The sequence below is a fragment of the Caenispirillum salinarum AK4 genome (assembly GCF_000315795.1).
Taxonomy (GTDB): domain Bacteria; phylum Pseudomonadota; class Alphaproteobacteria; order Rhodospirillales; family Rhodospirillaceae; genus Caenispirillum; species Caenispirillum salinarum.
This window is the reverse complement of the sequence record NZ_ANHY01000004.1, coordinates 356,320-379,284: the sequence shown is the minus strand read 5'-3', so window position 1 is coordinate 379,284 and position 22,965 is coordinate 356,320. Positions and strand designations below refer to the sequence as shown.

The window sequence follows — 22,965 nt, the reverse complement described above, 5'->3', positions numbered from 1 at the left end:
CCGCCGCCCGACCCCCCCCCGGCTGCCGCGCCGGCCAGGGCCGCGGCCGCCGCCGCCGCCGCGCCGCAGGATGAGCCGGAGCCGCAGCCGCAGCCGCAGCCGCAGGCGAAACGCTTCGACACGGCCGCGAAGGGCCGGCCGAAGTCGGCGCCGCGCCCGGCGACCGAGGCCGCGCCCAAACCGGCCCCCGCCGACCAGGGCGGTGGCAAGCCGCCGGTGCGCCTGGGCGACAAGCTGGTGGAGCGCGGCCTGATCTCCAAGGACCAGCTGGCCGTCGCGCTGCAGGAAAAGAAGAACAGCCCCAAGATGATGGGCGAGCTTCTGGTCGACCTGGGCTTCATCACCGAACAGGCGCTGTCCGCCGTGCTGGCCGAGGACTCGGGGTTCGAGCGGTTCGACCCGCAAGGCAGCATGGTCGACCCCGAACTGCTGAAGATGATCCCGCTGGAAATCGCCAACCGCTATCGCGTCTTCCCCTCGACGGTGCAGGACAAGACGGCGCGGCTGGCCATGGCCGACATCTACGACGTGCTGGCGCTCGACCAGGTGAAGCGCTACCTGCCGCCGGACTGGGAAATCCAGCCGCTGGTGTGTTCCGACACCGAAATCCAGCAGGCCATCGACCAGTACTACGGCCACGAATTGTCCATCGACGGCATCCTGCGCGAGCTGGACTCCTTGCGGGAGGGCGACCTGGACACCGCCGCCCTGGACGACACCAGCGGCGGCTACACCCACCCGGTCGTGCGCCTGGTCAACGCCATCCTGCTGGACGCGGTGAAGAGCAAGGCGTCGGACATCCACTTCGAGCCGGAAGGCAACTTCCTGCGCGTGCGCTACCGCATCGACGGCATGATGATGCAGGTGCGCACCATCCACAAACAGCACTGGGGCGCGTTCAGCCACCGCATGAAGATCATGTCGGGCATGAACATCGCCGACCGCCTGAACCCGCAGGACGGCCGCTTCAGCCTGTCCATGGCCAACAAGCGCATCGACTTCCGCGTCTCCTCGCTGCCCACCGTGCACGGCGAGAACCTGGTGCTGCGCATCCTCGACAAGTCGTCGGCCCAGGTGAGTATGCGCGACCTGGGCTATTCGCAGCACAATTTCGAGATGCTCACCCGCATGGTGAAGCGGCCCGAGGGCATCATCATCGTCACCGGCCCGACAGGCTCGGGCAAGACGACGACGCTCTATGCCATCATGAACTACATCAACTCGCTCGACCTCAACATCATGACCCTCGAGGACCCAGTCGAGTTCGAGCTGTCGCTGATCCGCCAGAGCCAGATCCGCGAAGGCAGCCAGATGACCTTCGCCGACGGCATCCGCACCCTCATGCGCCAGGACCCCGACGTCATCCTGGTGGGCGAGGTGCGCGACGGCGACACCGCCGGCATGGCCGTGCGCGCCGCCATGACGGGCCACCAGGTCTACACCACGCTGCACACCAACGACGCCGCCGGCGCCATTCCGCGCCTGCAGGACCTGGGCCTGCGCCCCAGCCTGATGGCCGGCAACATCATCGGCGTCGTCGCCCAGCGCCTGGGCCGCAAGCTGTGCGAGGACTGCCGCACCTTCAAGACCGCGACAGAGGACGAATGCCGCATCCTGGGCGTCGACCCCGCCGACCCGCCGCAGATCGGCCAGGCGGTGGGCTGCGACAAGTGCCGCGGCACCGGCTACCGCGGCCGCGTCGGCGTCTCGGAAATCCTGCCCTTCAACGACACCATCGACGAAATGATCATCGCCGACGCCCCGCTGTCGCACATCCGCGAGCAGGCGCGCCAGTTCGGCTTCATCCCCATGGTGGAGGACGGCATCGGCAAGGTGCTGGACGGCATCATGGACATCACGGCCCTGACGAAGGCGGTGAACATCACCGACAGGTTGTAACGCCATGCCGCAGTACGCCTACCGCGCCATCAACGACAAGGGCCGCTCGGTCCGGGGGCAGATCAACGCCACCAACGAGACCGACCTGTTCCAGCAGCTTCACGAACTGGGGCTGGAGCTGGTGGATGCCGGCGTGGTCAAGGAACGCAAGCTGACGCTGGCGCTGGCGCCCAAGATCAAGACCCGCGACCTGATCCAGACCTGCATGCACCTGGAGCAGTTGTCGGGCGCCGGCGTGCCGCTGATCGACGCCCTGTCGGACCTGCGCGAAAGCACCGAACACGCCCGCCTGCGCAACGTCATCGCCGAAATCTACCGCGATGTCAGCGACGGCGCCGCCCTGTCGGACGCCTTCGGCAAGCACCCGCGCATCTTCGGCCCGGTGTTCACCTCGCTGCTGGCGGCCGGCGAGGAATCGGGCAACATCACCGAAAGCTTCGCCCAGCTGGTCAAGCACCTGAAGTGGACCGACGAGGTCAACGCCAAGGTCAAGAAGGCCATCCGCTACCCCAGCTTCATCCTGGTCATGATCGTGGTGCTGTTCACCTTCATGATGACCTACGTGGTGCCCCAGGTGGTGGGCTTCCTGGAGGCGCAGGGGACCGAGTTGCCGGCGGTGACGCTGTCGCTGATCCATACGTCCGACTTCATGACGAACTACTGGTACGTCGTGCTGCTGGGACCGGTGGCGGCCTTCGTGCTGATCCGCGCGGGCGTCAAGACGTCCTATGCCTTCGCCTACAAGGTGGACTGGGTGCTCTTGAACCTGCCCACTCTGGGGCCGACCATCCGCAAGATCAGCCTGTCGCGCTTTTCCCACTTCTTCGCCGTGATGTTCAATTCCGGCGTGCCCATCCTGCAGTGCCTGGAGACGGCCCAGCGCGTGGTGGTCAACCGCTGCCTGACCGAGGCGCTGGCCACCGTCCGCGACCAGGTGCAGACGGGCGAGCCCCTGTCGTCGGCCATGAAGCAGTCGGGCCAGTTTCCCGGGCTGGTCACCCGCATGGTCAAGATCGGCGAGGAAAGCGGCAACCTGTCGGGCACGCTGGAGAACGTGACCGACTTCTACGACCGCGACGTGGACGACACGGTGGACAAGATCATCGCCATGGCCGAACCCGCGCTGACCGTGGTGGCCGGGCTGATGATGATCTGGATCATCCTGGGCGTGCTCGGCCCCGTCTACGACTCCTTTGAAAACATCGGCGGGTGAGGCGCGGCATGGCATCCCTATCGCTTGGTTCCCTCTCGCTGTCGGGGCGCGGCCGGCGCAAGTACGTGCTGACCATCGGCGAGGACTGCGCGGTCCTGACCCTGTACTCCGGCAAGACCGTCAAGAACGCCTGGATCGTCCCCGCCGAGGCCGCCGAGGGCGGGGCCGAGATTGAATCGGTCCTGCGCCAGGACCCGAAAACCCCCGTCGCCCTGCTGGCCGACACCTTCGAACAGATCTACCGCGACGAGCCGGTGCCCAAGGTCGGGCGCATGGACCAGGCCAAGGTCACCCGCCGCCATGCCGCCGTCGCCACGCCGGGCGACATCTGGAAGGCCGCCATGCCGCAGGGCCGCGATCCGCGCGGCAAGAAGCTGTTCTACCTGTTCTGCGGCCTGCCCCGCAGCGAGCACGTCAGCGCCTGGGTGCGCCTGTACGAAGGCCTGCGCAACCCCAAGGCCGGCATCCACCTGCTGCCGCTGGAATCCTTAAGCCTGATGAACGCCCTGTTCGAGGCCGAGGCCAAGGCGCGCGGCGGCGTGCGCTGGCGCATCATGACCACCATGAACGTGTCGGGCGGGCTGCGCCAGATCGTCGCCAAGCAGGGCCGCATGATGCTCACCCGCCTGACGCCGGCCCCGCCCGAGGACATGCCCGCCGACGAGGCCGCCGCCATGATGGTGCGCGACTTCCGCCAGACGCTCACCTACGTCAAGCGCATGGGCTACCGCGAGGGCGACGCGCTGGACCTGGCGCTGATCGTCGACCCCGACCTGGCCGAGGCGCTGACGGCCCAGCAGTGGGAGGCGGAGTCGGTCAACGTCACCACCCCCCATGCGGTGGGCGAGCGCCTGGGCCTGGGCAGCGTCGGCAAGCCCGAACAGCCCTATGGCGACGTGCTGCACGCCGCGTGGTTCGCCCGCAAGGCCAAGCCGGCGCTCACGCTGGCGCGGCCGTCCGAGCAGAAGTCCGAACTGGGCCAGCTGGGCGAGGCCCTGGCACCCCTGGGCGCGGCGGCGGCCATCGGCGGCGTGGCCTTCTATGCCTACTCCGCCGGCACCGCCCTGTGGGACACCCACCAGCGCATCGAACGGCTGGAGATCGCCCTGCCCGCCGCCCAGAGCCGCCTGCAGGCGGTCCAGTCCGAGCACGCGGCGCTGCCCTACGATGCCCAGGTCATGCGCGACACCCTGGCGCTGGCCGACACCATGGCCGGTGCCGACCGCGCCGTGGTGCCCTTCCTGCGCGCCGTCGACGCCGGCCTTCAGAACCGCGCCCACGTGGTGCGGCTGGAGCTTGAGAACGGCGCCGTGACGCAGGTCCAGGCCGAGAACCAGGGCGGCGGCGGGCGCGGCGGCGGCGGCGGCGGCGGCTCGGGCCAGGTCGGCCGCGGCGCCCCCAAGGGCGACGGCCTGTGGGCGCGGCTGGAGATGGTCCTGGACGATCCCGCCACCGCCGAGGACGCCCTTGTCCTGTCCGCCCGGATCATGCAGGACCTGGCCGCCGCCCTGCCCGATGCCCAGGTGGTGCTGGTCCGCCCGCCGGTGGCCGTGCTGCCCGACCAGACCCTGTCGGCGTCGGTGCGGATGGACACGCTGCACGGCACCGCCCGCACGGTCGCCGGACCGGCGGCCGACGGCAGCCCGGCGGCGGCGGGCGGACAGGCCGAGGCAGGCTTCACCATGCGCGTCGAAATCAGCCGGGGGGCCGCGTCATGACCACCGCCGACATCGCCCGCGCCTTCGCCCGGCTCAGCCGCCGCACGCGCGTTTCCGTCATCGTCATGGGCGTGACCCTGGCCCTGGGCGGCGTCCTGTTCCTGGGCGGCGAGCACCTGGTCGAGACCTGGGGGCAGGACGCCCAGCGCCTGCAGCAGGAGGTGACGCGCGTCGAGGGCGAGGCCATGCGCCTGCGCCGCGACATCGAATTCGTCCAGCAGAACACCGGCCGCTACGAGCAGGTGCTGGCGCGCGGCCTGTTCGGAGAGCGCAACCGCCTGCTGGCCCGCCGCGCGCTGGAGCGCCAGCTGGCCTCGCACCGGCTGCAGGGCGACATCACCCTGCACCCGCGCAGCCAGGGCCCGTCCCACCGCATCGCCGGCACGGAGTACCGCATGCTGACGGCCCCCGTCGTCATGGCGGCCGACGGCATGCTGGACGCCGACCTGTTCGACCTGATGGGCGACATCGGCGGCAGCCTGCCCGGCTATCTGGTGCTGGAAAGCGCCGTGCTGACGCGCGAGGACGTGACGCCAGAAAAGCTTCAGACCCTGCGCAGCGGCCTGCCCGTGCCGCTGGTGCGCGGGCGCCTGACCTATCACTGGCTGTCGGCGGCGCCGGCCGCAAGCGGGGAGGCCACGCAATGACCGCATCCCGCCTGTTCCGCTCCGTTCGGCCGGTTGCCCTGGCCGCCCTTGCCCTGACGGCGGCCGGGCCGCTGGCCGCCCAGACGCCGGCCCGGCCAAGTGCCCCCTCCCAGCCGGCGGCCACCGCGCCCGGCCCGGAAAGCCCGGCGGCCGCGGCGGCGGAACCCGCACCCGAGGTGGTGGCCCCGGCGCGCGACGACACCGCGCCGCCCCGCACGCTGATGTTCACCCTCAGGGAGCGCCTGACCATCGAGGCGGCGCTGCGCGAAGGCGGCCTGATCCGCGAGGACGCCGACGACGGCGACGGCACGGCCATGCCCGCCCCGCCCAAGCCGCGCCTGACCCAGCCGCTGTACCTGTCGGGCCTGCTCTACCGGGCGCCGGGGGAATGGACGGTGTGGATCAACGGCCAGGCCCTGCGGCCGGGCGACGCCGGCCACCTGTTCAGCATAGCCGACGTGGACGACCGCGCCGTGACCCTGGCCGTCGACTGGGGTGAGACCACCCGGCTGGTGCGCCTGGAACCGCACCAGACCTTCCTGCCGTCCCATGCCGCGGTGGTCGAGGGCAAGGCGTACTGAGGGACCCGGCACGGCCCGTCGCGCGTCCCGCGCTCAAGGGACGGCAACCGACAGGTAAGGCGGCGGCGCCGGCGCTTGAGGTTTATTTGCTGCTCAAGGCATCCTCAAGTTGCGCGGCGGGACGAGAACCCATACCGTTGTTGCGTGTTTCGCGCCTCTTGAGGAGATTGACCATGACGCATCCGACCCTGGCGACCGTCGCCGGCGCCGCCATCGCGGCCGTCACCGCCCTGGCCCTTGGCGCCGGCTCGGCGGCGGCCAGCATGTCCTACGAATGCTGGACCTATAAGAACGGCAGCCCCCACAAGATGACCCACGTCACCGCCGACTCGAACAGCGAGGCGGTCGAACTGGCGGAGGAAAAGTTCAAACGTCTCGGCATCAAGGGCCTGCCGGTCAAGTGCAAGTAGCCCCAGGTCCAGGCCCGGGACGGGGGGGCGGGGCCGCGTGTCGGCGCCGCCGTCCGACGGACCGCAGGCGGGACTCCAAGCGGTGGCGGTCGTTGAGGCCACCGGCGCGGCATGAACCAGCGACGCCGGATTTCCTCGCCGCCTCGTTCGCAGGATTGCCACACAGAAAGGGCACTGAGTCAGACACTCAACCGACCGTCGCCCCCCGCGAAAGAGAGTGTCAAGACATCTGCGGGCGACCCCAAAGGTGTCGCAAGGGCGGCTGACGGCGTCTGTGGGCCCCTGCTTTCGCAGGGGCGGCGGATTATCGCAAGATATTGTCTTATATTACAAAAAAGACCGTCATTCCTGCGGAAGCAGGAATCCACCTACGGTGCTGACCGTCCTGCTGAGTGCCTGTCGGGGAGCGGCCACCGGTTTCCATACACCCTCGAAAACACGCCTCGCCCCGCGCCGCCAGAGAATGCGAGGGAGCCGGCGCGGCCCTCTCGCGCTTCCCGCGATCAGGGGGCGAGCTTGACCCGCAGGTCGGTGACGGAGATGCCGGAGCCCTTGGCGCCGCCGCCACTCCCGGGCGCAGCGGCGGTGAGGCCCGCCTTGACCGTGTCGAACATCACCATGGCCGAGGACGGCGGTCCGCGCCGCCAGAGGATGCGAGGGAGCCGGCGCGGCCCCCTTGCGCTCCCCGCGATCAGGGGGCGAGCTTGACCCGCAGGTCGGTGACGGAGATGCCGGAGCCCTTGGCGCCGCCGCCACTCCCGGGCGCGGCGGCGGTGAGGCCCACCTTGACCGTGTCGAACATCACCATGGCCGAGGACGGCGGTCCGCGCCGCCAGAGGATGCGAGGGAGCCGGGGCGGCCCCCTCGCGCTCCCCGCGGTCAGGGGGCGAGCTTGACCCGCAGGTCGGTGACGGAGATGCCGGAGCCCTTGGCGCCGCCGCCTCTCCCGGGCGCAGCGGCGGTGAGGCCCGCCTTGACCGTGTCGAACATCACCATGGCCGAGGACGGCGGCCCGCGCCGCCAGAGGATGCGAGGGAGCCGGCGCGGCCCCCTTGCGCTCCCCGCGATCAGGGGGCGAGCTTGAGCCGCAGGTCGGTGACGGAGATGCCGGAGCCCTTGGCGCCGCCGCCACTCCCGGGCGCGGCGGCGGTGAGGCCCACCATGACCGTGTCGAACATCACCATGGCCGAGGACGGCGGCCCGCGCCGCCAGAGGATGCGAGGGAGCCGGCGCGGCCCCCTCGCGCTCCCCGCGGTCAGGGGGCGAGCTTGACCCGCAGGTCGGTGATGGAGATGCCCGAGCCCTTGGCGCCGCCGCCACTCTTGGGCGCGGCGGCGGTGAGGCCCACCTTGACCGTGTCGAACATCACCATGTCGCGGCGGAAGCTGGACTGGTTCAGGGCGCTGTTCTGGAACTGCATGCTCGGGTCCTTGCCGCAATAGTTGATGAAATTCGCCGGTCGGCCGCCGGTCTTGTATTCATCAATGTCGACGAGGTTGATGGACAGTTCCGTCAGGAACTTCTCCGTCACCATGTCCTCTTTCTTCTGGACCCAGGCGCGGACCCACATGTGGTCGCGGCTGTCCTTGTATTCCGTGTTGGTGGTGTAGCTGTCCGGCTCGGCGATGCCGCAGGTGGTGCAGGTGTCGTCGCACAGGCGCGCGATTTCGAACCGGGTCACATAGGGCGCCGCGCCGCCGCTGCCGGTGAACCAGGGCGCGGGGTATTCCTGCTTGGTGTTGCCCTTGCCGACGAATTCCAGCCACGACGCCAGGCTGGCGTCGTAGGTGCAGGCCCGCGCCGAGGTGCCCGAGCGCGGCACGGTCGCATCATAGGTCGCGGCGTTGAGGTTCAGCGTCGTCGGACAGGACGGATTGTTGCCGTTGCCGTTGCCGATGTAGTCCTTGTCCCAGGTGGTCAGCAGCGCGACGTGGTTGCGCTCCAGGTTGTCCTCGTCGCCGTACTCGTTGTTGAAGGTGTCGAACTCGATGGCCATCTTCGGCATCCGCAGATCGGTGCCGGTTCCCAACAGCGGCGGTTTCTGGCCGCCGAAGAAGAAATCCCAGTCGAAATCCGGGTCGTACTTGCCCGACAGCCCGAAGGTGCCGTGCTTGTAGCCCAGGCCCATGTTGCTGTTGTCGTTGCCCTCGCCGCAGATGGCGTTGCCGTCGGCATCGGTGACACGGCGCGGGCCGGCGGTGATGGCGAGCGTAAAGCCGCCGCCGTGCTCCTGGTCTTCGGTTTCGTCCGCCTCGCCGGGGGCGAACTGGAACTCGAAGGCGCCGCGCATGGTCTCGCCGCGCTCCCATCGCAGGGCCTTGGGATACCAGGCGCAGGCGGCGCGGCTGTTCTGCCCCTCGCCGACGCGATCGTCGTTGTTGTTGTTCCCCAAGCCGACCCAGTTCTTGTTGTCGCCCTGGCGCTCGCCCAGCGCCGCCGGCTGCGACTTGTCGCTGCCCGAGGATTCGTCCTTGGTGGTGACGAACTCGTCGTGCTGGGAGTCCTTGTTCAGGTCCAGGTCGTAGTCGTCCTCGGTGCCGCCGGTGCCGTCAGACGCCCCAAGGTCCTTATCGACTTCGCGATAGGCAAGGATCTGCTCGAAGGCCTCGGCGGGAACGTCATTTTCGGGATCGCCGCCCATCAAGGCCGGCGCCGTGCGGGGTTCGGCGAAATAATTCACATCGTCGCCCGGCGGCGTAGTGATGTTGTGTAGCTCGGCAGGGTTTTGGGGTAGAAGATTGCGGTTGCCCGCGGCGTCGAAAGCTCCGTTCCCGTATACGCTCTCGCCGTCCTCTGAGCCCGCGCGAGGACGGCCGTGACTGAAGATGACGAAAGCAGCGTCGTCGGCACCCGATTTGACAAGAGTGCAGGACGCCGCTTCAAAATCGGCGCAAACGTTCATTGGATCATCGACAGTGAACCGATTGTCTTCCAACGGCGGCGACGGCGGTGGACTCTTCGCCAGTTCGGAGTGCGGCCTGTAGCTGATCTGCTGACCCCAAGGATCAAGGGCGTCGGCCATACCGAGCGCGACATAGGGCACGACGGCGTATTCGGCGTCCAGGTTTGCGTCGCACTCATCGGAGGCATCTTTGGCGGGCTCGCCATCGCCGGCCCGGCCATCCGCCGGGCAGGGCAGCGCGCCGGTGGCCTTGTAGTATGTCACCAGACTATCGGCGATGCGCTCCAGCTTCGGATGAGCCGAGGTTTCCAGGCGCGTAGACTCTTCTTCCTCCACGAACACGCTGATGCCAGCCACGACAAGGCCGATGCCCGTCACGATGGCCGCCATGATCGGCAGGACGGAGCCTTTCTCGCAGCTGTTCACGACGAGAAGTTCATTCGTTCGGCCTCGCGTGCCACCTCCGCGACGGTCGGGCGGCGCACAAGCTCACTGATGTACGAGGGAGCGAGGTCGATGTCGTTGGTTGTTGCGTCGATGGCGTCGCCCAGACCGTCCTCACCGTTGGTTGCCGGATCGTCGTACCACAACTCCGCCATCAGGATATATGCAGCACCGGTCGGCAGCTCGCCCGCACTGGGATCAAGCGTGGGGTCCTGTACTGTGGCGTTGTCGACCTGCACCTCGAAGCCCTCGTTCTGCAACTGTGCCGGCTGCGTAATCGTGAAGGGTGCGGGCGTGGAGGGTGGCGATCCGGTGTCGGTAAGGTCTTCCAACACCGCGTAGGCAAACAGGGTGCCCTGCGGATCGGTCGCGATATCTCGGGCAATGCCCAGCGTTTCGTACGGTACGGTGCCGAGACCCAGCGCCGAGTCGAAGCCGGTAATGTTGGGACAGCTACCCGGCGATCCGTCGGACACACCGTCGGCATTGGTATCCGGGCAGGGCAAACGGCCCGTGACCGCGACGAAGCGCACCATCGCCTTCTCTATCGCCGACAGTTTGCTGCTGGCGTTGGCGTAGCGCTGTTTCTCCAGGTAATTGCCGGCGAACTCGGCGCTGAGCGCCAGGAGGAGGCCGATGATCACCAGGACGATCGAGATTTCGATGAGGCTGAAGCCGCGCTGGTCGGCGCTGTGCGGTCTGACCAAGGGGTGCGACTCCCGACTGATGCGGAAAAGGAAAGGGCGGCGGCCCGTGGCGCGCCGCCCTTGCACTCAAGCAACCTTACCGGACGACCTGGCAGATGATGCCGCTGTCCGGATCGGTCCAGCCGAAGTTCGCGACGGCGGCCGTGGTGTCGGTGTCGTCGATGTCCGGCTGCTGGTTGGTCTGCCAGAAGCCGCGCACCGAGCCGGTGTTGGCGACGCCGTCGTCGTACTTGGCGTCGGCGGCCGAGGCCATGGAGCTGGGCACGCCCACCAGGCAGACGGTGTTCGTGGTCGGGGTCGCCGCGGCGCCGGCACCGCCCTGGAAGCCCAGGCGGAAGGAGTCGGTCACCACGATGTTGCCGCCGAAGACGTGCTGCGGGAAGGTGCCGGTCACCTGCGCCGTGCCCGGCTCAAGCGGCAGCAGACCGGCCTGGCGCATGCGCTCGATGGTGGCGGTTTCCTGCGCGCCGGTGATCGCCGCATTGTCCTGTGCCACGGTGCCAAGGCCGAAGCGGTTGGTGTCGTCCTGGGTCGGGCGCACGCCGTAGCGCTCGATGTAGGCCTGGGTGGCGCCGATCACGGCTTCCAGTTCCTGCATCGCCTTGGTGGTCTTGGTGTTCTCGATCAGGTCCTGGCCCTTGATGACGCCGCCGATCAGCAGGCCGATGATGACCAGCACGATCGACAGCTCGATCAGGGTGAAACCCTTCTGCGACTGGCGGTCACGCTTCAGCGCCAGACGCTCGCGGAAAGTCTTGAGCACGGAACCTCTCCTTCTGTTCCCACACCGCCGGTGACGGGCCACCGCCCCGGCGTCCCCCTCACCAGAGGGACGGTTTCGCTAAGTCGTCGGCCATCGCGCGCGCCGGCCCATGGGCCATGGCCCCATCGCGCAATGGCACGCGATAGATAGGGGTAACATAACTCAAATTGAAGACGTTTTGAGCCGTGGCATACCTCATATGACCTTTGGGCTAGCCGCCCGAAGGGGCGACGCCGGCGCACAGCACGGCCGCCCGATCTTCCTCCAAAGGTAGACCGGCACGCCTTAATGTTCCGTTTGCGTCGGGAGTGCCGCCGCGCACGCGGCCCGTTTCGGCGGCACCGTCGTCCAGCCGGGCGTCCAGGGCGCGCGCCGCCTCGGCCGGCACGCTGGTGAGGCAGAGCGCCGCCCCCTCCAGCCCGAAGGCGCCGGTGGCCAGCGCCATCAGCCCGCCATAGCGGTTGACCGGCGCCCGCGCGAAGCCGACCCGGCCCCAGGCGCCGTCCCAGCCGCTGCCGCCGGCCTCCAGGTGGCGCCAGGCCATGTGGCCTTCGGTACGCACGTCCACCAGGGCCAGCACCGGGCCGTCGATGCGGCCGTTTCCCGTGGTGTCGCGCGATGCGCCGTCATCCGCCGGGGTCAGCGGCGGCGGCAGGCCCCAGCGGGCGGCGGCGCGGGGGTCGTCGCCGGGCAGGGCGTTCCAGCGGTGGTGGTAGCGCAGCACCATGCTGCGCACCGACTCGATGTCCTGGCGGGTCATGAAGGCCTGGACGGCGCGATAGAGGTCGCGGCCGCTCCACGCGACGGCCACCATCAGCAGCCCGACGATGAGGACCAGCACGGTGGTGTGCGTGTTCGTCCGCCCGGCCTGGCGGTGGCGCCGGCGTGCGTCCATGACCCGGCCGGCCGGCTAGAGCGACAGGCGCGAGGTGTCCACGCCCGTCAGCCCGGCCTCGCCGCCCATCTTCTGTTCGCGCAGGGCGATCTTCAGGTCGGCGGGGGTGTCGGCCTCGGCGATGGCGGTGTCCTCGTCGATGACGCCCGCGCCCACCAGGTCCAGCAGCGACTGGTCGAAGGTCAGCATGCCCAGCGCCCGGTTCTCGGCCATGACCTTCTTCAGGTCCTTGACCTCGCCCTTGCGGATAAGGTCGGTCACCAGCCCTTCGTTCAGCAGGATTTCCAGCGCCGCGCGCCGGCCGCCTTCCGTCGTGCGCACCAGCCGTTGCGACAGCAGCGCCTTCAGGTTCATGGACAGGTTCAGCAGCACCTGGCGGTGCATGTCCTGCGGGAAGAAGCTGAGCACGCGGTCCAGCGCCTGGTTGGCGTTGTTGGCGTGCAGCGTCGCCAGGCACAGGTGGCCGGTTTCCGCGATGTTGATGGCGTATTCCATGGTGGTGGCGTCACGGATCTCGCCCAGCAGGATGAGGTCTGGCTTCTGGCGCAGCGCGTTCTTGAGCGCCGATTCGAAGCTGGCCGTGTCGACCCCCACCTCGCGCTGGGTGACGATGCAGCGGGCGTGCTCGTGCACGTATTCCACCGGGTCCTCGATGGTGATGATGTGCCCCGGCGCGGTCTTGTTGCGGTGGCCGATCATGGCCGCCAGCGTCGTCGACTTGCCCGAGCCCGTGCCGCCCACCATGATCACCAGCCCGCGCTTGGCCTCCGCCAGCCCGTACAGCTGGTCGGGCAGGTGCAGGTCGGCCAGCGTCGGGATCTCGGTGGTGATCTTGCGGATGACGAAGCCGGGCAGGCCGCGCTGCATGAAGATGTTGACGCGAAAACGGCCCACGCCCTCCATCATGTAGCTCATGTTGAACTCGCGCTCGCGCTCGAAGGTGGCGCGCTGCTCGTCGGTCAGGAACTCGTCGACGATGGCCTGGACGTGGCCGGCCTGAAGCGGATCGTCGATCAGCGGCGTGAACGCGTCGCCGCGCAGGATGGGCGGTGCGCCGACGGTGATGTAGAGGTCCGAGCCCTTGGGGCCGGACAGGTCCGTCAGCCAGGCGTGCAGGTAGTCGAGCATCATGGCGCCGTTTCTCCCCCCTTAGCCGAAGAACGACCGGATGCCGCGCTTGCCGCGCCCGCCGCCGCCGGCCGAGGCCTCGGAGGCGGCCGGTTCGGGCTCGCGCGCCGGCGACGGCTCGGCGGCGGGCGGGGCAGGCTGTTGCCGCGCCACCGGGCGCCGGGCGGGCTCCTGACGGGGACCGCCGCCGCCGCCGCCCCCCTTGCCGCCGGCGGCCTGGGCGGCACGCTGGGCCTGGTACTCCTCGTCGCCCTTGGCGAAGGCCTTCAACTCGGACTCGTCGACCACGCCCTGGTCCACCAGCGCCTGCACGCTGTCTTTCAGCGTCTGCATGCCGTAGCGCTGGCCGACCTGCATCATGGAGAAGATCTGCGGCACCTTGTTCTCGCGGATCAGGTTCCGCACGGCGTCGGTGCCCACCAGGATGTCGTGCGCCGCGACGCGCCCGCCGCCGATCCTCTTCATCAGCTTCTGGCTGATGACGGCCTGGAGCGAGCCCGCCAGCATGGCGCGGACCATTTCCTTATCGTCGCCAGGGAAGACGTCGATGATGCGGTCGATGGTCTTGGCCGCGCTGCTGGTGTGCAGGGTGCCCATGACCAGGTGGCCGGTCTCGGCGGCGGTGAGCGCGAGGCTGATGGTCTCGTGGTCGCGCATCTCGCCCACCAGGATGACGTCGGGGTCCTCGCGCAGGGCGGACTTCAGCGCGCGGGCGAAGGACTTGGTGTGCTTGCCCACCTCGCGGTGGTTGATGAGCGACAGCTTGTTGTCGTGCACGAACTCCACCGGGTCCTCGATGGTGAGGATGTGCTTGTTCTGGGTCTCATTGATGTGGTCGATCATCGCCGCCAGCGTGGTCGACTTGCCCGAGCCCGTGGGGCCGGTGACCAGCACCAGACCCTTTTCCTTGTCGGCGAAATTCTTGAAAATGTCCGGCGCGTTGAGGTCCGCCAGGCTGGGGATCTTGGTCGGAATGGTGCGGAACACCGCCGCCGGCCCGGTGATGGTGGTGAAGGCATTGACGCGGAAGCGGCTGTCGCGGCCGAAGCTGATGGCGAAGTCGCATTCCTGCTCGCGCTCGTACTCGGCGCGCAGCTCGTCGGACATGATGTTGGTCAGCATGCGCTTGACCGTGTCGGGCTCCAGCGGCCCGGTCTTGACCGGCCGCAGCTCGCCCGACAGGCGCAGCATGGGCTCGCGCTGGCTGGTCAGATGCAGGTCCGACCCGCCCTGCTGGTGGGTGAAGGCGAGGAGGTCGGTGATGTCCAGCTCTTGCTCGCTCATCGAAGGTCCATCCGGTTGGCGTCAGTGCGGTTAAGGGTGTGGGTGCGGGTGCGGTGGGCAGGGCTCATGGCCGGCCGGCCAGCCTTCCGCGCAGCCAGCCCAGCCGGTCGCGCGCCTGGTCCAGCGGCAGCGCCGCGGCGGCGGCTGGGTTCTTGCGGGCGGCGCGCAGGGCGGCCTCGTAGAAGCCGGCGGCCTCGCGCATGTGGCCGGCGCGGTCCAGCGTTACGGCGGCGTTGTACTGGGCGCCGGCGTCCTCGGGCGCCAGCGTGGCGGCGCGGCCGAGAAGCCCGGCGGCGGACGCGGCGTCGCCGGCGGCCAGCTCCAGCCGCGCCAGCGCATCCAGCAGGGTGACGGAGCGCGGCGCCACGGCCAGCGCCCGCGACAGCACGCTGCGGGCCTCGGCGGCGGGCAGGCCGGCGCGGGCCAGCATCCCCAGGCGGTCGGCGGCCTGCCGGCTTTCCGGCTCGCGCCGCAGGTAGTCGGTCCAGGCGGCGGCGGCCTCGCGCGGGCGGTCCAGGTTTTCCAGCGCCAGCGCCCGTCCGGCCAGGGCCGTGCGGTCGTCGGGGTTGCGCTCAAGAATGCCGCGGTAGAGGCCCAGCGCCTGCGCGTGGTCGCCGGCCTTCAGGCGGTCGGCGGCCTTGTGGTGCGGGCTGTCGCGGCGGTCGGCGGTGACCATGCGGCCGGGCAGGTCCGCCTGCGTCTCGGCCCCGCCCTGCCACAGGTCGAGCACCCGGCGCAGATAGGCCTCGCCCCGCGCCGCATCGCCGGAGTGGTAGCGGCGCACCGCTTCCCCCCACTCGCCGTGCCGGTCGTAGAGCTGGCGCAGGTAAAGCGCGCCGTAGGCCACGTTGTCGATGGGGGTCAGGGCCTCGGTCACCGTCTCGAAGGCGCGGGCGTGCCAGGCCATGGAGACCTGCATGCAGCCCATGTCCACCTGCCGGATGCCCTGGCGCAGGGCGTCCACGGCGGCGGCGCGGGCCTCGGCCATGCTGTCGAAGTAAAGGCCCGTGCCGTCCACGTTCAGCGTCCACGGCCAGGCGCGCAGGGCGCCGGCCTGCGCGTCCCAGCGGCCGGATTCGGCCAGGGCGACGGCGGTCAGCAGGCCCTCGGGAATGTCGAGCGCCTGTTCCTGGCGGCGGGCTTCCTCCAGGCAGGTGCGGCCCTGGGCGACGGCCTGCGCCGCATCGGGCGTGCCGGGCACGGCGGGCGGGCGCGGGTCCTGGTCCATGGGCTGGGCGAGCGCCGGCCCGGCGCCGGCGCCCATTGCCGTCGGCGGCGGCGGTGCGGCGGCTCCGGTGGCCTCGGCCGCCGCGTCCGGCTGCTGGGCGAGGACCGGCCCAGCGGGCCCGCCCACGGCCGCCGCCGCGCCGAGGCCCAGGCAGAGCCCCGCCACGACGCGCCAGGGCGCCGTCCGGCGCCAGCGGAAGCTGATGAAATGAACCGGCAAATCCCTCATTCCCCACTCGATCCCACCCCTTCTTGTACCGAAGGCATAGGGCATCCGTCCATCGGTCGTTCGCCAAGGGCCGATGGTCCAGGGTGGGATTATGGCCGGAAGGAGGTTGCCAAAAGGTTGTCGGACAGCCGCCCGGCGCCGTCCGCGGCCCGCCGCCGCCGGTCCGCCGAGCCCTCCCGCCCCGGCGCGACCGCAGCCTCGTGCCACGCCGACAGAAGCGCCAGTCCGGCCCGCGCCGGAGTCTGCGCGGGCTCTGCCGGCCCCGCCATGCGGCGGAAGGGCGCGGCCTCGGCCCCCAGGTCCGACAGCACCGCCAGCGCCCCCTCGAACGGGCGGTCGCCGGAGTAGGCATTGACGGTCGCCACCACCGGCACGCCGGCCGCCACCGCGCTGGCGACGCCGATGGCGCTGTCCTCCAGCGCTAGGCAGTCGCGCGGGCGCAGGCGCAGGCGGGCGCTCGCGCGGCGGTAGATGTCGGGGTGGGGCTTGCGGTAGGTGGCGTCCTCGTGCCCCAGGAAGGCGTCGAACCACGCAAGCGCGCCCTCGCCCAGGCAGCACTCAATCACCCGCTGCGCGATGGCCCGGCGCGAGGTGGTGGCGATGGCGATCTTCAGACCCTCCGCCCGCGCCTCTTCGATCAGGGCGCGGATGCCCGGCCGCAGGGGGATTTCCCCGGCCTCGAGGATTTCGCGGTAGAGGCGGTCCTTGGCGCCGTGCAGGGTGTCGAGCAGGTGGGTCGCCTCGGGCCCCTGCAGCAGCTCCGGCCGGTTGTCGGCAAGCCAGGCGTGCAGGCGGTTGCGGCCGCCGGCGATCTCCAGCAGGCCCGACCAGGTGGCGGGGTCCCAGTGCCAGCCCAGCCCGGCGGCGGCGAAGGCGCGGTTGAAAGCGGCGCGGTGCGCGTCCTCGGTCTCGGCGATGGTGCCGTCGAGATCGAAGATGATCGCCTTCAGGGTCCGGGTATGAAAGGTTTTCCGGTTCGACACGGTCCGCCGCGCGCTCTTTCAGCCTGCGACGCCCCGCCCACCGGCCGCCGCGTGATTCCGGTTCTACCGGAATGATACAGCCGTGGCGAGTCCCCGTTTCCCCGGCGTCCGATTCAGGCGGCGCGCGGGGTGATGCGGTCGAGCTGATCGGCGATCTGCCGGCGGCGCTTTATGAGGTCGTAGTCGTTTTGAAGCGCCATGAACAATCCCTCGGAGACGCCGAAGTAGCGGGAGAGACGCAGATCGGTATCGGCCGTGATGGCCCGCTTTCCCTGAACGATCTCATTGATCCGGCGCGGCGGCACGTCAACAGCCCGGGCAAGCGCGTTTTGACTCAAGCCCATGGGCTTGAGGAAATCCTCTGACAGAATTTCACCCGGATGGGGATTGGGAAGCCATTCTTCAATCATGTCAGTCATGGTAGTCGACGATTTCGACATCACTCGGTCCTCCGGGATCCTGGTCCCACCGAAAACAGATACGCCACTGGCCGTTGATCCGGATACTGTGGGTGCCTTGCCTGTCACCGCGCAAAGCTTCAAGGCGGTTGCCCGGTGGAACCCGAAGGTCCTCCAAGACGTGCGCCCGATTCAGATATCGCAGCTTGCGCAGCGCTGTCCTCTGAATGTCGGGCGGTAACCGCCTGCTTGAACGGCCGCCGAAGATGCGCCCGGTCTCGGAGCACTTGAACGACAGGATCATGCTCCAGACAATAACGCCTCACGTTATATAACGCAACGCGTCATGACTTTGTTCCATCATTCCCCCAGCACATGCACCACCACGCGCCGGCGATGCGGCTGGGCGCGGTGTTCGCAGACAAAGACACCCTGCCAGGTACCGAGCGCCAGGCGACCGTCGCGGACGGGGATGGTCAGCGACACGTCGGTGAGCGCGCTGCGGATATGGGCCGGCATGTCGTCCGGCCCCTCCGTAGTGTGGCGGTAGAGCGAGGGGTCGCGCGGGGCCAGGCGCTCCAGCGCGTTGGTCATGTCGCGCATGACGTCGGGGTCGGCGTTCTCCTGGATGGTCAGGCTGGCGCTGGTGTGCTGGATGAACAGCGTCACCAGCCCCTGCCCGATGCCGGCCTCCGCCAGCGCGCCATCCACCTGCCGCGTGATCTCCACGAAGCCGGTGCCGCGCGTGGCGATCTCCAGGACGATCTGGTGCTGTCGCATGGGACTCCCTCGCTCCGCCGTGATGGTTACCGCACCGTAACGATGGCCTTGCCGGTCACGCTGCGGTCCTTGAGCGCCAGGATGGCCTTGCCGGCGTCCTCCAGCGGGAAGCGGTGGCTGACGCGGGGCTTCAGCAATCCGTCCTCGTACCAGCGCAGGCACTGGGCGAAGCTTTTGTGGATGCGCTCCGGCCCCAGCTTGCGGTAGGCGCCCCAGTAGAAGCCGATGACGTCCACGTTCTTCACCAGCAGGATGTTGGCTGGAATCTGCTGAACCGTTCCGCCGGCGAAACCGATCACGATCAGCCGGCCGTCGGGCGCCGTCGCCCGCAACGACTGCTCGAACACGTCGCCGCCGACGGGGTCGTAGATCACGTCCGCCCCGCGACCGCCGGTCAGTTCGCGCACCCGGTCCTTGATGCTTTCGGTCTTGTAGTCGATGCCGTAATCGGCGCCGTGCTCCTTCGCCACGGCCAGCTTTTCCGGCCCGCCGGCGGTGGCGATGACTGTCGCGCCCAGGGCCTTGCCGCACTCCACCGCCGTCAGTCCGACGCCGCCCGCCGCGCCGTGGACCACCAGCACCTCGCCCTTCTTCAGCTTGGCGCGGTCGGCCAGCGCGAACTGGCTGGTGCCGTAGGCCACGGGAAAGGCGGCAGCGGTGGCGAAGTCCATGTCGTCGGGAATGCGGATCACGTCGGGTGCGTGGGCCACGACCTCTTCGGCGAAGCCGCCCCGGTCGACCACCGCCATCACCCGATCGCCGACGGAGACGTGGGAGACGCCGGGCGCGACCTCGGTCACCTCGCCGGCCACTTCCAGCCCCGGCGCGAAGGGAAACGGCGGTTTTTCCTGGTACTTGCCCTGCACCATCAGGCCGTCGGCGAAGTTCACCCCGGCGCAGTGGATGGCGATGCGCACGCCGTTCTCGATCATCGGCGGCGCGTCCATGTCGCCCACCGTCAGCGCCTCGGGCGCGGTCCATTCCTTGACCACGACAGCCCGCATGAAACCACCTCCTGCTTGATTGGTTTGTGCAATTCCTTAAGTTTGCCGCGTTATAACACCCCTGAACAGTGCGATCACAGAGAGAGACGACCGTCATGCGCGGCTATTTCGGCATTGGTGTCGAGCGCATCCACAAGCCCTTCAACGTGGGCAACCTGTTCCGCTCCGCCCATGCCTTCGACGCCAGCTTCGTGTTCACCGTCGATGCCCAGTACGAGCGGCGCAAGCTGCACCGCGTCGATACCTCCGACGCGCTGGGCGCGCTGCCGTACTACGAATTCGACAGCGCCGACGATATGATGCTGCCCCGCACCTGCCGCCTGGTGGGCGTGGAACTGACCGACGACGCCATCGCCCTGCCCAGCTTCCGCCACCCCATCCAGGCGGCGTACATCCTGGGGCCCGAGGCCGGCAGCCTGTCGCCCGGGATGCAGGAGCGGTGCGACTTCATCGTCAAGATTCCGTCCAAATTCTGTTTGAACGTGGGGATCGCGGGGGTCCTGGTGATGTACGACCGGCTCTTGAGCCGCGGACGCTTCGCCGACCGGCCCGTGCGCCCGGGCGGCCCCACCGAGGACCTGCCCGAGCACGTGCACGGCGGCCCGGTGTTCCGCTCCATGGACCCGTTCCGCCAACAGCCGCCCCTGGCGGAGGTGGAGGAGGCCGCCACCGCCGGTGCCGGCAAGCCACCCCGCCGCCGGGCTTAGACAGCAAGAGGTCGGCACGGTATGAAGGTGTCAGGCGTTGCCCCTACCGGGACGTGCAAACGCACTGACGAAATCGGCTGCGCGTCGTAGGCTTGTGTCGTGCGGCCGGCCATCCCACATCCGCGTCGGCCTTTCAGGTTCCCGACCGCCGGTTACGACAACGGAGAGACGATCATCATGCGACGCGCCATCCGCCCGGGACTGTTGACCATGGCCGCCCTGTGCGCGGCGACGCTGGCCGCCGCCGTGGCGCCCGCCCCCGCGCAGGCCCAGGACGCAGAACCCGAGATCCTGGGCTCCTACACCGACTGGACCGCCTACACCTACACCGAGGACGGCAACAAGGTGTGCTACATGGCCAGCCAGCCCAAGAAGGCGGAAGGCGACTACGACAAGCGCGGCGACATTTTCGTGCTGGTCACCCACCGCCCCGCCGACGGCACCTCGGACGTGGTCAGCGTGGTCGCCGGCTACGACTACAAGGACGAAAGCGACGTCACCGCCAACATCGACGGCCGCGAATACAGCCTGTTCACCCACGGCGGACGCGCCTGGGCCCGCGACACGGCCACCGACAAGGACATGGTCCAGCGCATGCGCGCCGGCCGCACCCTGACGGTGGAAGGCACCAGCGAGCGCGGCACCGAGACCACCGACACCTATTCGCTCAGCGGCTTCACCGCCGCGCACGAGGCGATCAGCAAGGCCTGCGGTGTCTGATCGCGCCGCGACGGCCGGGCGCTGGTGACGGGCCGGGAGACCGCCGCCTCAGCCCCGGTTCGGCCAGTCGGGGTGGTGCAGGTCGATGACGAAGGCGTGGCGGTGCCGCACCGGTTCGTGCCGGTGGGGATGGCGGTGCGGCTCCGGGCCTTCCCAGCCCTCGTGATCGTGGGCATGGTGCGGCCCGTGGGTGTGGAGGTGCTCGTGATCGACGGGATCGTGGACGTGCTCCAGCACCTCGGCATCCCGCGCCGGCCACAGCCACGCCGCCGCGCCCAGGCCCAGCGCCACCAGCCCCGCCAGCGCCCATAGCGCAGTCCCCAGGCCATGGGCCGCCCCCACCAGTCCCGCCACCGGATAGGCCACCAGCCACGCCGCGTGCGACAGGGCGAACTGCGCGGCGAAGAAGGCGGGGCGGTCGCCGGCATTGCAGCTCTGCCGCACCAGCCGGCCGGCGGGCGTCTGGATCAGGCCGGTGCCCAGCCCCAGCAGCGCCCAGTGGATCACCAGCCCCGGCCAGTCGGGCAGGCGCCATGCCGTCACCGCCAGAACCGCCAACAGCAGGGCCGCGCCGCCCAGCATCAGCGCCCGGTCCCGCGCGGCCGACAGCAACCGGGGCAGGATCAGCGCCGCCAGCATGGAGCCGCCGCCCGCCGCCGCCACCGTCCAGGCGGTGTGGGTCTCCGACAGGCCCAGGCGCTCCTGCACGTAGACCACCGTGTTGACGATCACCATGGCCCCGGCCGCAGACGACGCCAGCAGCAGCGCCAGCAGCCCCCGCAGGCGCGGCGTTTTCAGGTATCCGCGCAGGCCGAAGGTCAGGTTGGCGCCCACGCCGCGGGTGCGCTCCGCCGGGCGCGGCGGGGGCAGGGCGGCGCCGGCGACCAGCAGGCCCGACACCAGGAACGTCACGGCGTCGGCCAGGAACAGGCCGTCGTAGGTCATCACCGTCAGGGCCAGCGCGGCCAGCGTCGGGCTCGCAAGGCTTTCCAGGTCGTAGGCCAGGCGCGACAGCGACAGGGCGCGGGTATAGCGGGCCTCGTCGGGCAGCACGTCGGGAATGGTCGCCTGGAAGGTCGGCGTGAAGCCTGCCGCCGCCACGTTCAACGCGACGATCAGGGCGTAGACCTGCCACAGTTCGGTGACGAAGGGCAGGGCGGCGACGATGGCCGCCCGCACCACGTCCAGCGCGATCAGCGTCGCCTTGCGCGGCAGCCGGTGGGCCACGCCGCCGAACACCGGCGCCACCACCACATAGGCCACCATCTTGAGCGCCAGCACGGTGCCCAGCACCGCACCGGCGTCGCCGCCGGCCATGTCGTGAGCCAGAAGCGCCAGCGCCACGGTCGTCAGGCCCGTCCCCAGCAGCGACGCCACCTGGGCCGCGAACAGGCGCCGATAGGCCGGCTCGGCGAGCGGCGAGGGCGACCGGTCGGGAGGTGCCGTGTCCTGGGAGTCGTGGTGAACGTGCGGCATGGGCGGAAGCCTACCGGAACATCCCGCCGGGCGCGGGGAAAAACTTGCCGCCGCCCCGGCAATCCCGCCTCTTGACAGCCGGCCGCCGGCCCCGCGCGTGCCGCGCCCGACAAAGAAACCTTGCCCCGCCGGCTCTGGCCTGCCCCTTGCTTTCACGGCCGTGACGGCAACCGGGGTGCGGGACGCACATCATGGCACGGCGGACGGACGACAGAAGCGCAAGGACGGAGGCTGCGGCCCCCGCGCCGTCGGCCGCGCCCGTGCGACGGGCACGCCCCGTCCGCCACCGCCTGCCCGAGGCCGAGCTGCACCGCCTGAAGCGCGACTTCGCCGCCATCGGCCTGCCGCTCGGGCCGGCGCGCGTCACTGCCGATTCGCTGGACAACGTATGCCTGGCGGTTTTCCGGCTGGAGGGGCGGCTGGTGTGCTCCCACTGGCGCGACGACCTGACGGAGGTCGACCATCCCGCCCTGGCCGGCGCCGTGGACGTGGTCGCCCTGCACGCCGATGCCGACGCCCGCGGCCTGCCGCGGGGGGCCCCGGCCCGCGACGCCTTCCTGGTCTACGGCATCGCCACGGCCCTGAACGCGGCGGTGCAGGCGCTTGGCCTCGGCGGCGCCGTGACGGTGGAGCGTTTCGATTCCGGAACGGCGCCGACGCGGCGGGATTACCTGGAGGGCGCCCTGTTCACCCCGGCCGACCATGCCGCCGGCCGCCGCCCCGCCGACCTTCTTCCGGCCGGCCCGGACCTGCCGGGCGTGTTCGTGGTGGTGGAGGATTAGCAGGCAACGGCCCCCCAGCGCCCGCCGTCCCGCAATGGCTTGGGTTGAAGGCGGCCGGCTCTCCAACG

The 22,965-nt window shown here is 69.8% G+C and carries 22 protein-coding genes; 9 read left to right on the top strand and 13 right to left on the bottom strand.

Annotated features, from left to right (window positions below):
* The 6 genes from C882_RS05230 to C882_RS05205 form a co-directional block, all read left to right on the top strand.
* Nucleotides 1–1,899: GspE/PulE family protein (locus tag C882_RS05230; RefSeq protein WP_236262482.1), on the top strand; the 1,899-nt coding region annotated here is incomplete at its 5' end.
* 4 nt (nt 1,900–1,903) lie between these two features.
* Nucleotides 1,904–3,112, top strand: a complete 1,209-nt coding sequence (locus C882_RS05225) for a type II secretion system F family protein (protein ID WP_009539516.1) — start codon at nt 1,904–1,906, stop codon at nt 3,110–3,112.
* An 8-nt stretch (nt 3,113–3,120) separates the two neighbouring features.
* Nucleotides 3,121–4,830 carry a hypothetical protein gene (locus tag C882_RS05220; protein ID WP_009539515.1) on the top strand — a complete coding sequence of 570 codons (1,710 nt, stop codon included), beginning with the start codon at nt 3,121–3,123 and terminating at the stop codon, nt 4,828–4,830.
* Nucleotides 4,827–5,477 carry a hypothetical protein gene (locus tag C882_RS05215; protein ID WP_009539514.1) on the top strand — a complete coding sequence of 217 codons (651 nt, stop codon included), beginning with the start codon at nt 4,827–4,829 and terminating at the stop codon, nt 5,475–5,477. The genes C882_RS05220 and C882_RS05215 overlap by 4 nt, the downstream gene beginning before the upstream one ends.
* The gene (locus tag C882_RS05210) at nt 5,474–6,058 is read left to right on the top strand and encodes a hypothetical protein (RefSeq protein ID WP_009539513.1); all 585 of its coding nucleotides are present in this window, start codon (nt 5,474–5,476) and stop codon (nt 6,056–6,058) included. Before C882_RS05215 ends, C882_RS05210 begins: the two co-directional genes overlap by 4 nt.
* Nucleotides 6,059–6,231: 173 nt before the next feature.
* Nucleotides 6,232–6,468 carry a hypothetical protein gene (locus C882_RS05205; RefSeq protein WP_009539512.1) on the top strand — a complete coding sequence of 79 codons (237 nt, stop codon included), beginning with the start codon at nt 6,232–6,234 and terminating at the stop codon, nt 6,466–6,468.
* A gap of 1,255 nt (nt 6,469–7,723) precedes the next feature.
* On the opposite strand, the gene C882_RS05200 is transcribed toward C882_RS05205, so the two are convergent.
* The 12 genes from C882_RS05200 to C882_RS05150 form a co-directional block, all read right to left on the bottom strand.
* Nucleotides 7,724–9,796: a hypothetical protein gene (locus C882_RS05200; protein WP_009539507.1), complete on the bottom strand. Its 2,073-nt coding sequence runs from the start codon at nt 9,794–9,796 to the stop codon at nt 7,724–7,726.
* The gene (locus C882_RS05195; protein ID WP_009539506.1) at nt 9,793–10,521 is read right to left on the bottom strand and encodes a prepilin-type N-terminal cleavage/methylation domain-containing protein; all 729 of its coding nucleotides are present in this window, start codon (nt 10,519–10,521) and stop codon (nt 9,793–9,795) included. The genes C882_RS05200 and C882_RS05195 overlap by 4 nt, the downstream gene beginning before the upstream one ends.
* A 76-nt stretch (nt 10,522–10,597) precedes the next feature.
* Nucleotides 10,598–11,284, bottom strand: a complete 687-nt coding sequence (locus C882_RS24545; RefSeq protein ID WP_009539505.1) for a type II secretion system protein — start codon at nt 11,282–11,284, stop codon at nt 10,598–10,600.
* A gap of 211 nt (nt 11,285–11,495) precedes the next feature.
* On the bottom strand, nt 11,496–12,179 hold the full coding sequence (locus C882_RS05185) for a hypothetical protein (RefSeq protein ID WP_009539504.1): 684 nt from the start codon (nt 12,177–12,179) through the stop codon (nt 11,496–11,498).
* A 15-nt stretch (nt 12,180–12,194) separates the two neighbouring features.
* A complete protein-coding gene (locus C882_RS05180) occupies nt 12,195–13,310 on the bottom strand; it encodes a PilT/PilU family type 4a pilus ATPase (RefSeq protein WP_009539503.1) in 1,116 nt (371 codons plus the stop codon).
* 18 nt (nt 13,311–13,328) lie between these two features.
* Nucleotides 13,329–14,591 carry a type IV pilus twitching motility protein PilT gene (locus C882_RS05175; protein WP_009539502.1) on the bottom strand — a complete coding sequence of 421 codons (1,263 nt, stop codon included), beginning with the start codon at nt 14,589–14,591 and terminating at the stop codon, nt 13,329–13,331.
* A gap of 64 nt (nt 14,592–14,655) precedes the next feature.
* Complete coding sequence (locus C882_RS22965; RefSeq protein WP_160166769.1) at nt 14,656–16,047, bottom strand: transglycosylase SLT domain-containing protein; 1,392 nt, start codon at nt 16,045–16,047, stop codon at nt 14,656–14,658.
* An 89-nt stretch (nt 16,048–16,136) separates the two neighbouring features.
* Nucleotides 16,137–17,030, bottom strand: coding sequence for an HAD-IA family hydrolase (locus C882_RS05165; RefSeq protein ID WP_009539500.1), 894 nt, complete (start codon nt 17,028–17,030; stop codon nt 16,137–16,139).
* 113 nt (nt 17,031–17,143) lie between these two features.
* Nucleotides 17,144–17,449, bottom strand: coding sequence for a HigA family addiction module antitoxin (locus C882_RS05160; RefSeq protein WP_236262478.1), 306 nt, complete (start codon nt 17,447–17,449; stop codon nt 17,144–17,146).
* The gene (locus C882_RS23880; protein WP_083875690.1) at nt 17,442–17,732 is read right to left on the bottom strand and encodes a type II toxin-antitoxin system RelE/ParE family toxin; all 291 of its coding nucleotides are present in this window, start codon (nt 17,730–17,732) and stop codon (nt 17,442–17,444) included. Before C882_RS23880 ends, C882_RS05160 begins: the two co-directional genes overlap by 8 nt.
* Before the next feature lie 56 nt (nt 17,733–17,788).
* Nucleotides 17,789–18,208, bottom strand: a complete 420-nt coding sequence (locus C882_RS05155; RefSeq protein ID WP_009539498.1) for a secondary thiamine-phosphate synthase enzyme YjbQ — start codon at nt 18,206–18,208, stop codon at nt 17,789–17,791.
* Nucleotides 18,209–18,234: 26 nt separating this feature from the next.
* Nucleotides 18,235–19,212, bottom strand: coding sequence for an NADPH:quinone oxidoreductase family protein (locus C882_RS05150; RefSeq protein WP_009539497.1), 978 nt, complete (start codon nt 19,210–19,212; stop codon nt 18,235–18,237).
* 95 nt (nt 19,213–19,307) lie between these two features.
* Here C882_RS05150 and C882_RS05145 point away from each other — a divergent pair, with 95 nt between their 5' ends.
* Together C882_RS05145 and C882_RS05140 are read left to right on the top strand one after the other, a co-directional pair.
* Entirely contained in the window at nt 19,308–19,919 is a 612-nt protein-coding gene (locus C882_RS05145; protein WP_009539496.1) for an RNA methyltransferase, read from the top strand.
* 177 nt (nt 19,920–20,096) lie between these two features.
* The gene (locus C882_RS05140; RefSeq protein ID WP_009539495.1) at nt 20,097–20,639 is read left to right on the top strand and encodes an invasion associated locus B family protein; all 543 of its coding nucleotides are present in this window, start codon (nt 20,097–20,099) and stop codon (nt 20,637–20,639) included.
* A 48-nt stretch (nt 20,640–20,687) separates the two neighbouring features.
* Here C882_RS05140 and C882_RS05135 read toward each other — a convergent pair whose 3' ends face one another.
* Complete coding sequence (locus tag C882_RS05135; RefSeq protein WP_009539494.1) at nt 20,688–22,115, bottom strand: MFS transporter; 1,428 nt, start codon at nt 22,113–22,115, stop codon at nt 20,688–20,690.
* 260 nt (nt 22,116–22,375) lie between these two features.
* On the opposite strand from C882_RS05135, the gene C882_RS05130 reads away from it, so the two are divergent.
* Nucleotides 22,376–22,897, top strand: coding sequence for a hypothetical protein (locus C882_RS05130; RefSeq protein ID WP_043643617.1), 522 nt, complete (start codon nt 22,376–22,378; stop codon nt 22,895–22,897).
* Nucleotides 22,898–22,965 lie beyond the last annotated feature (68 nt).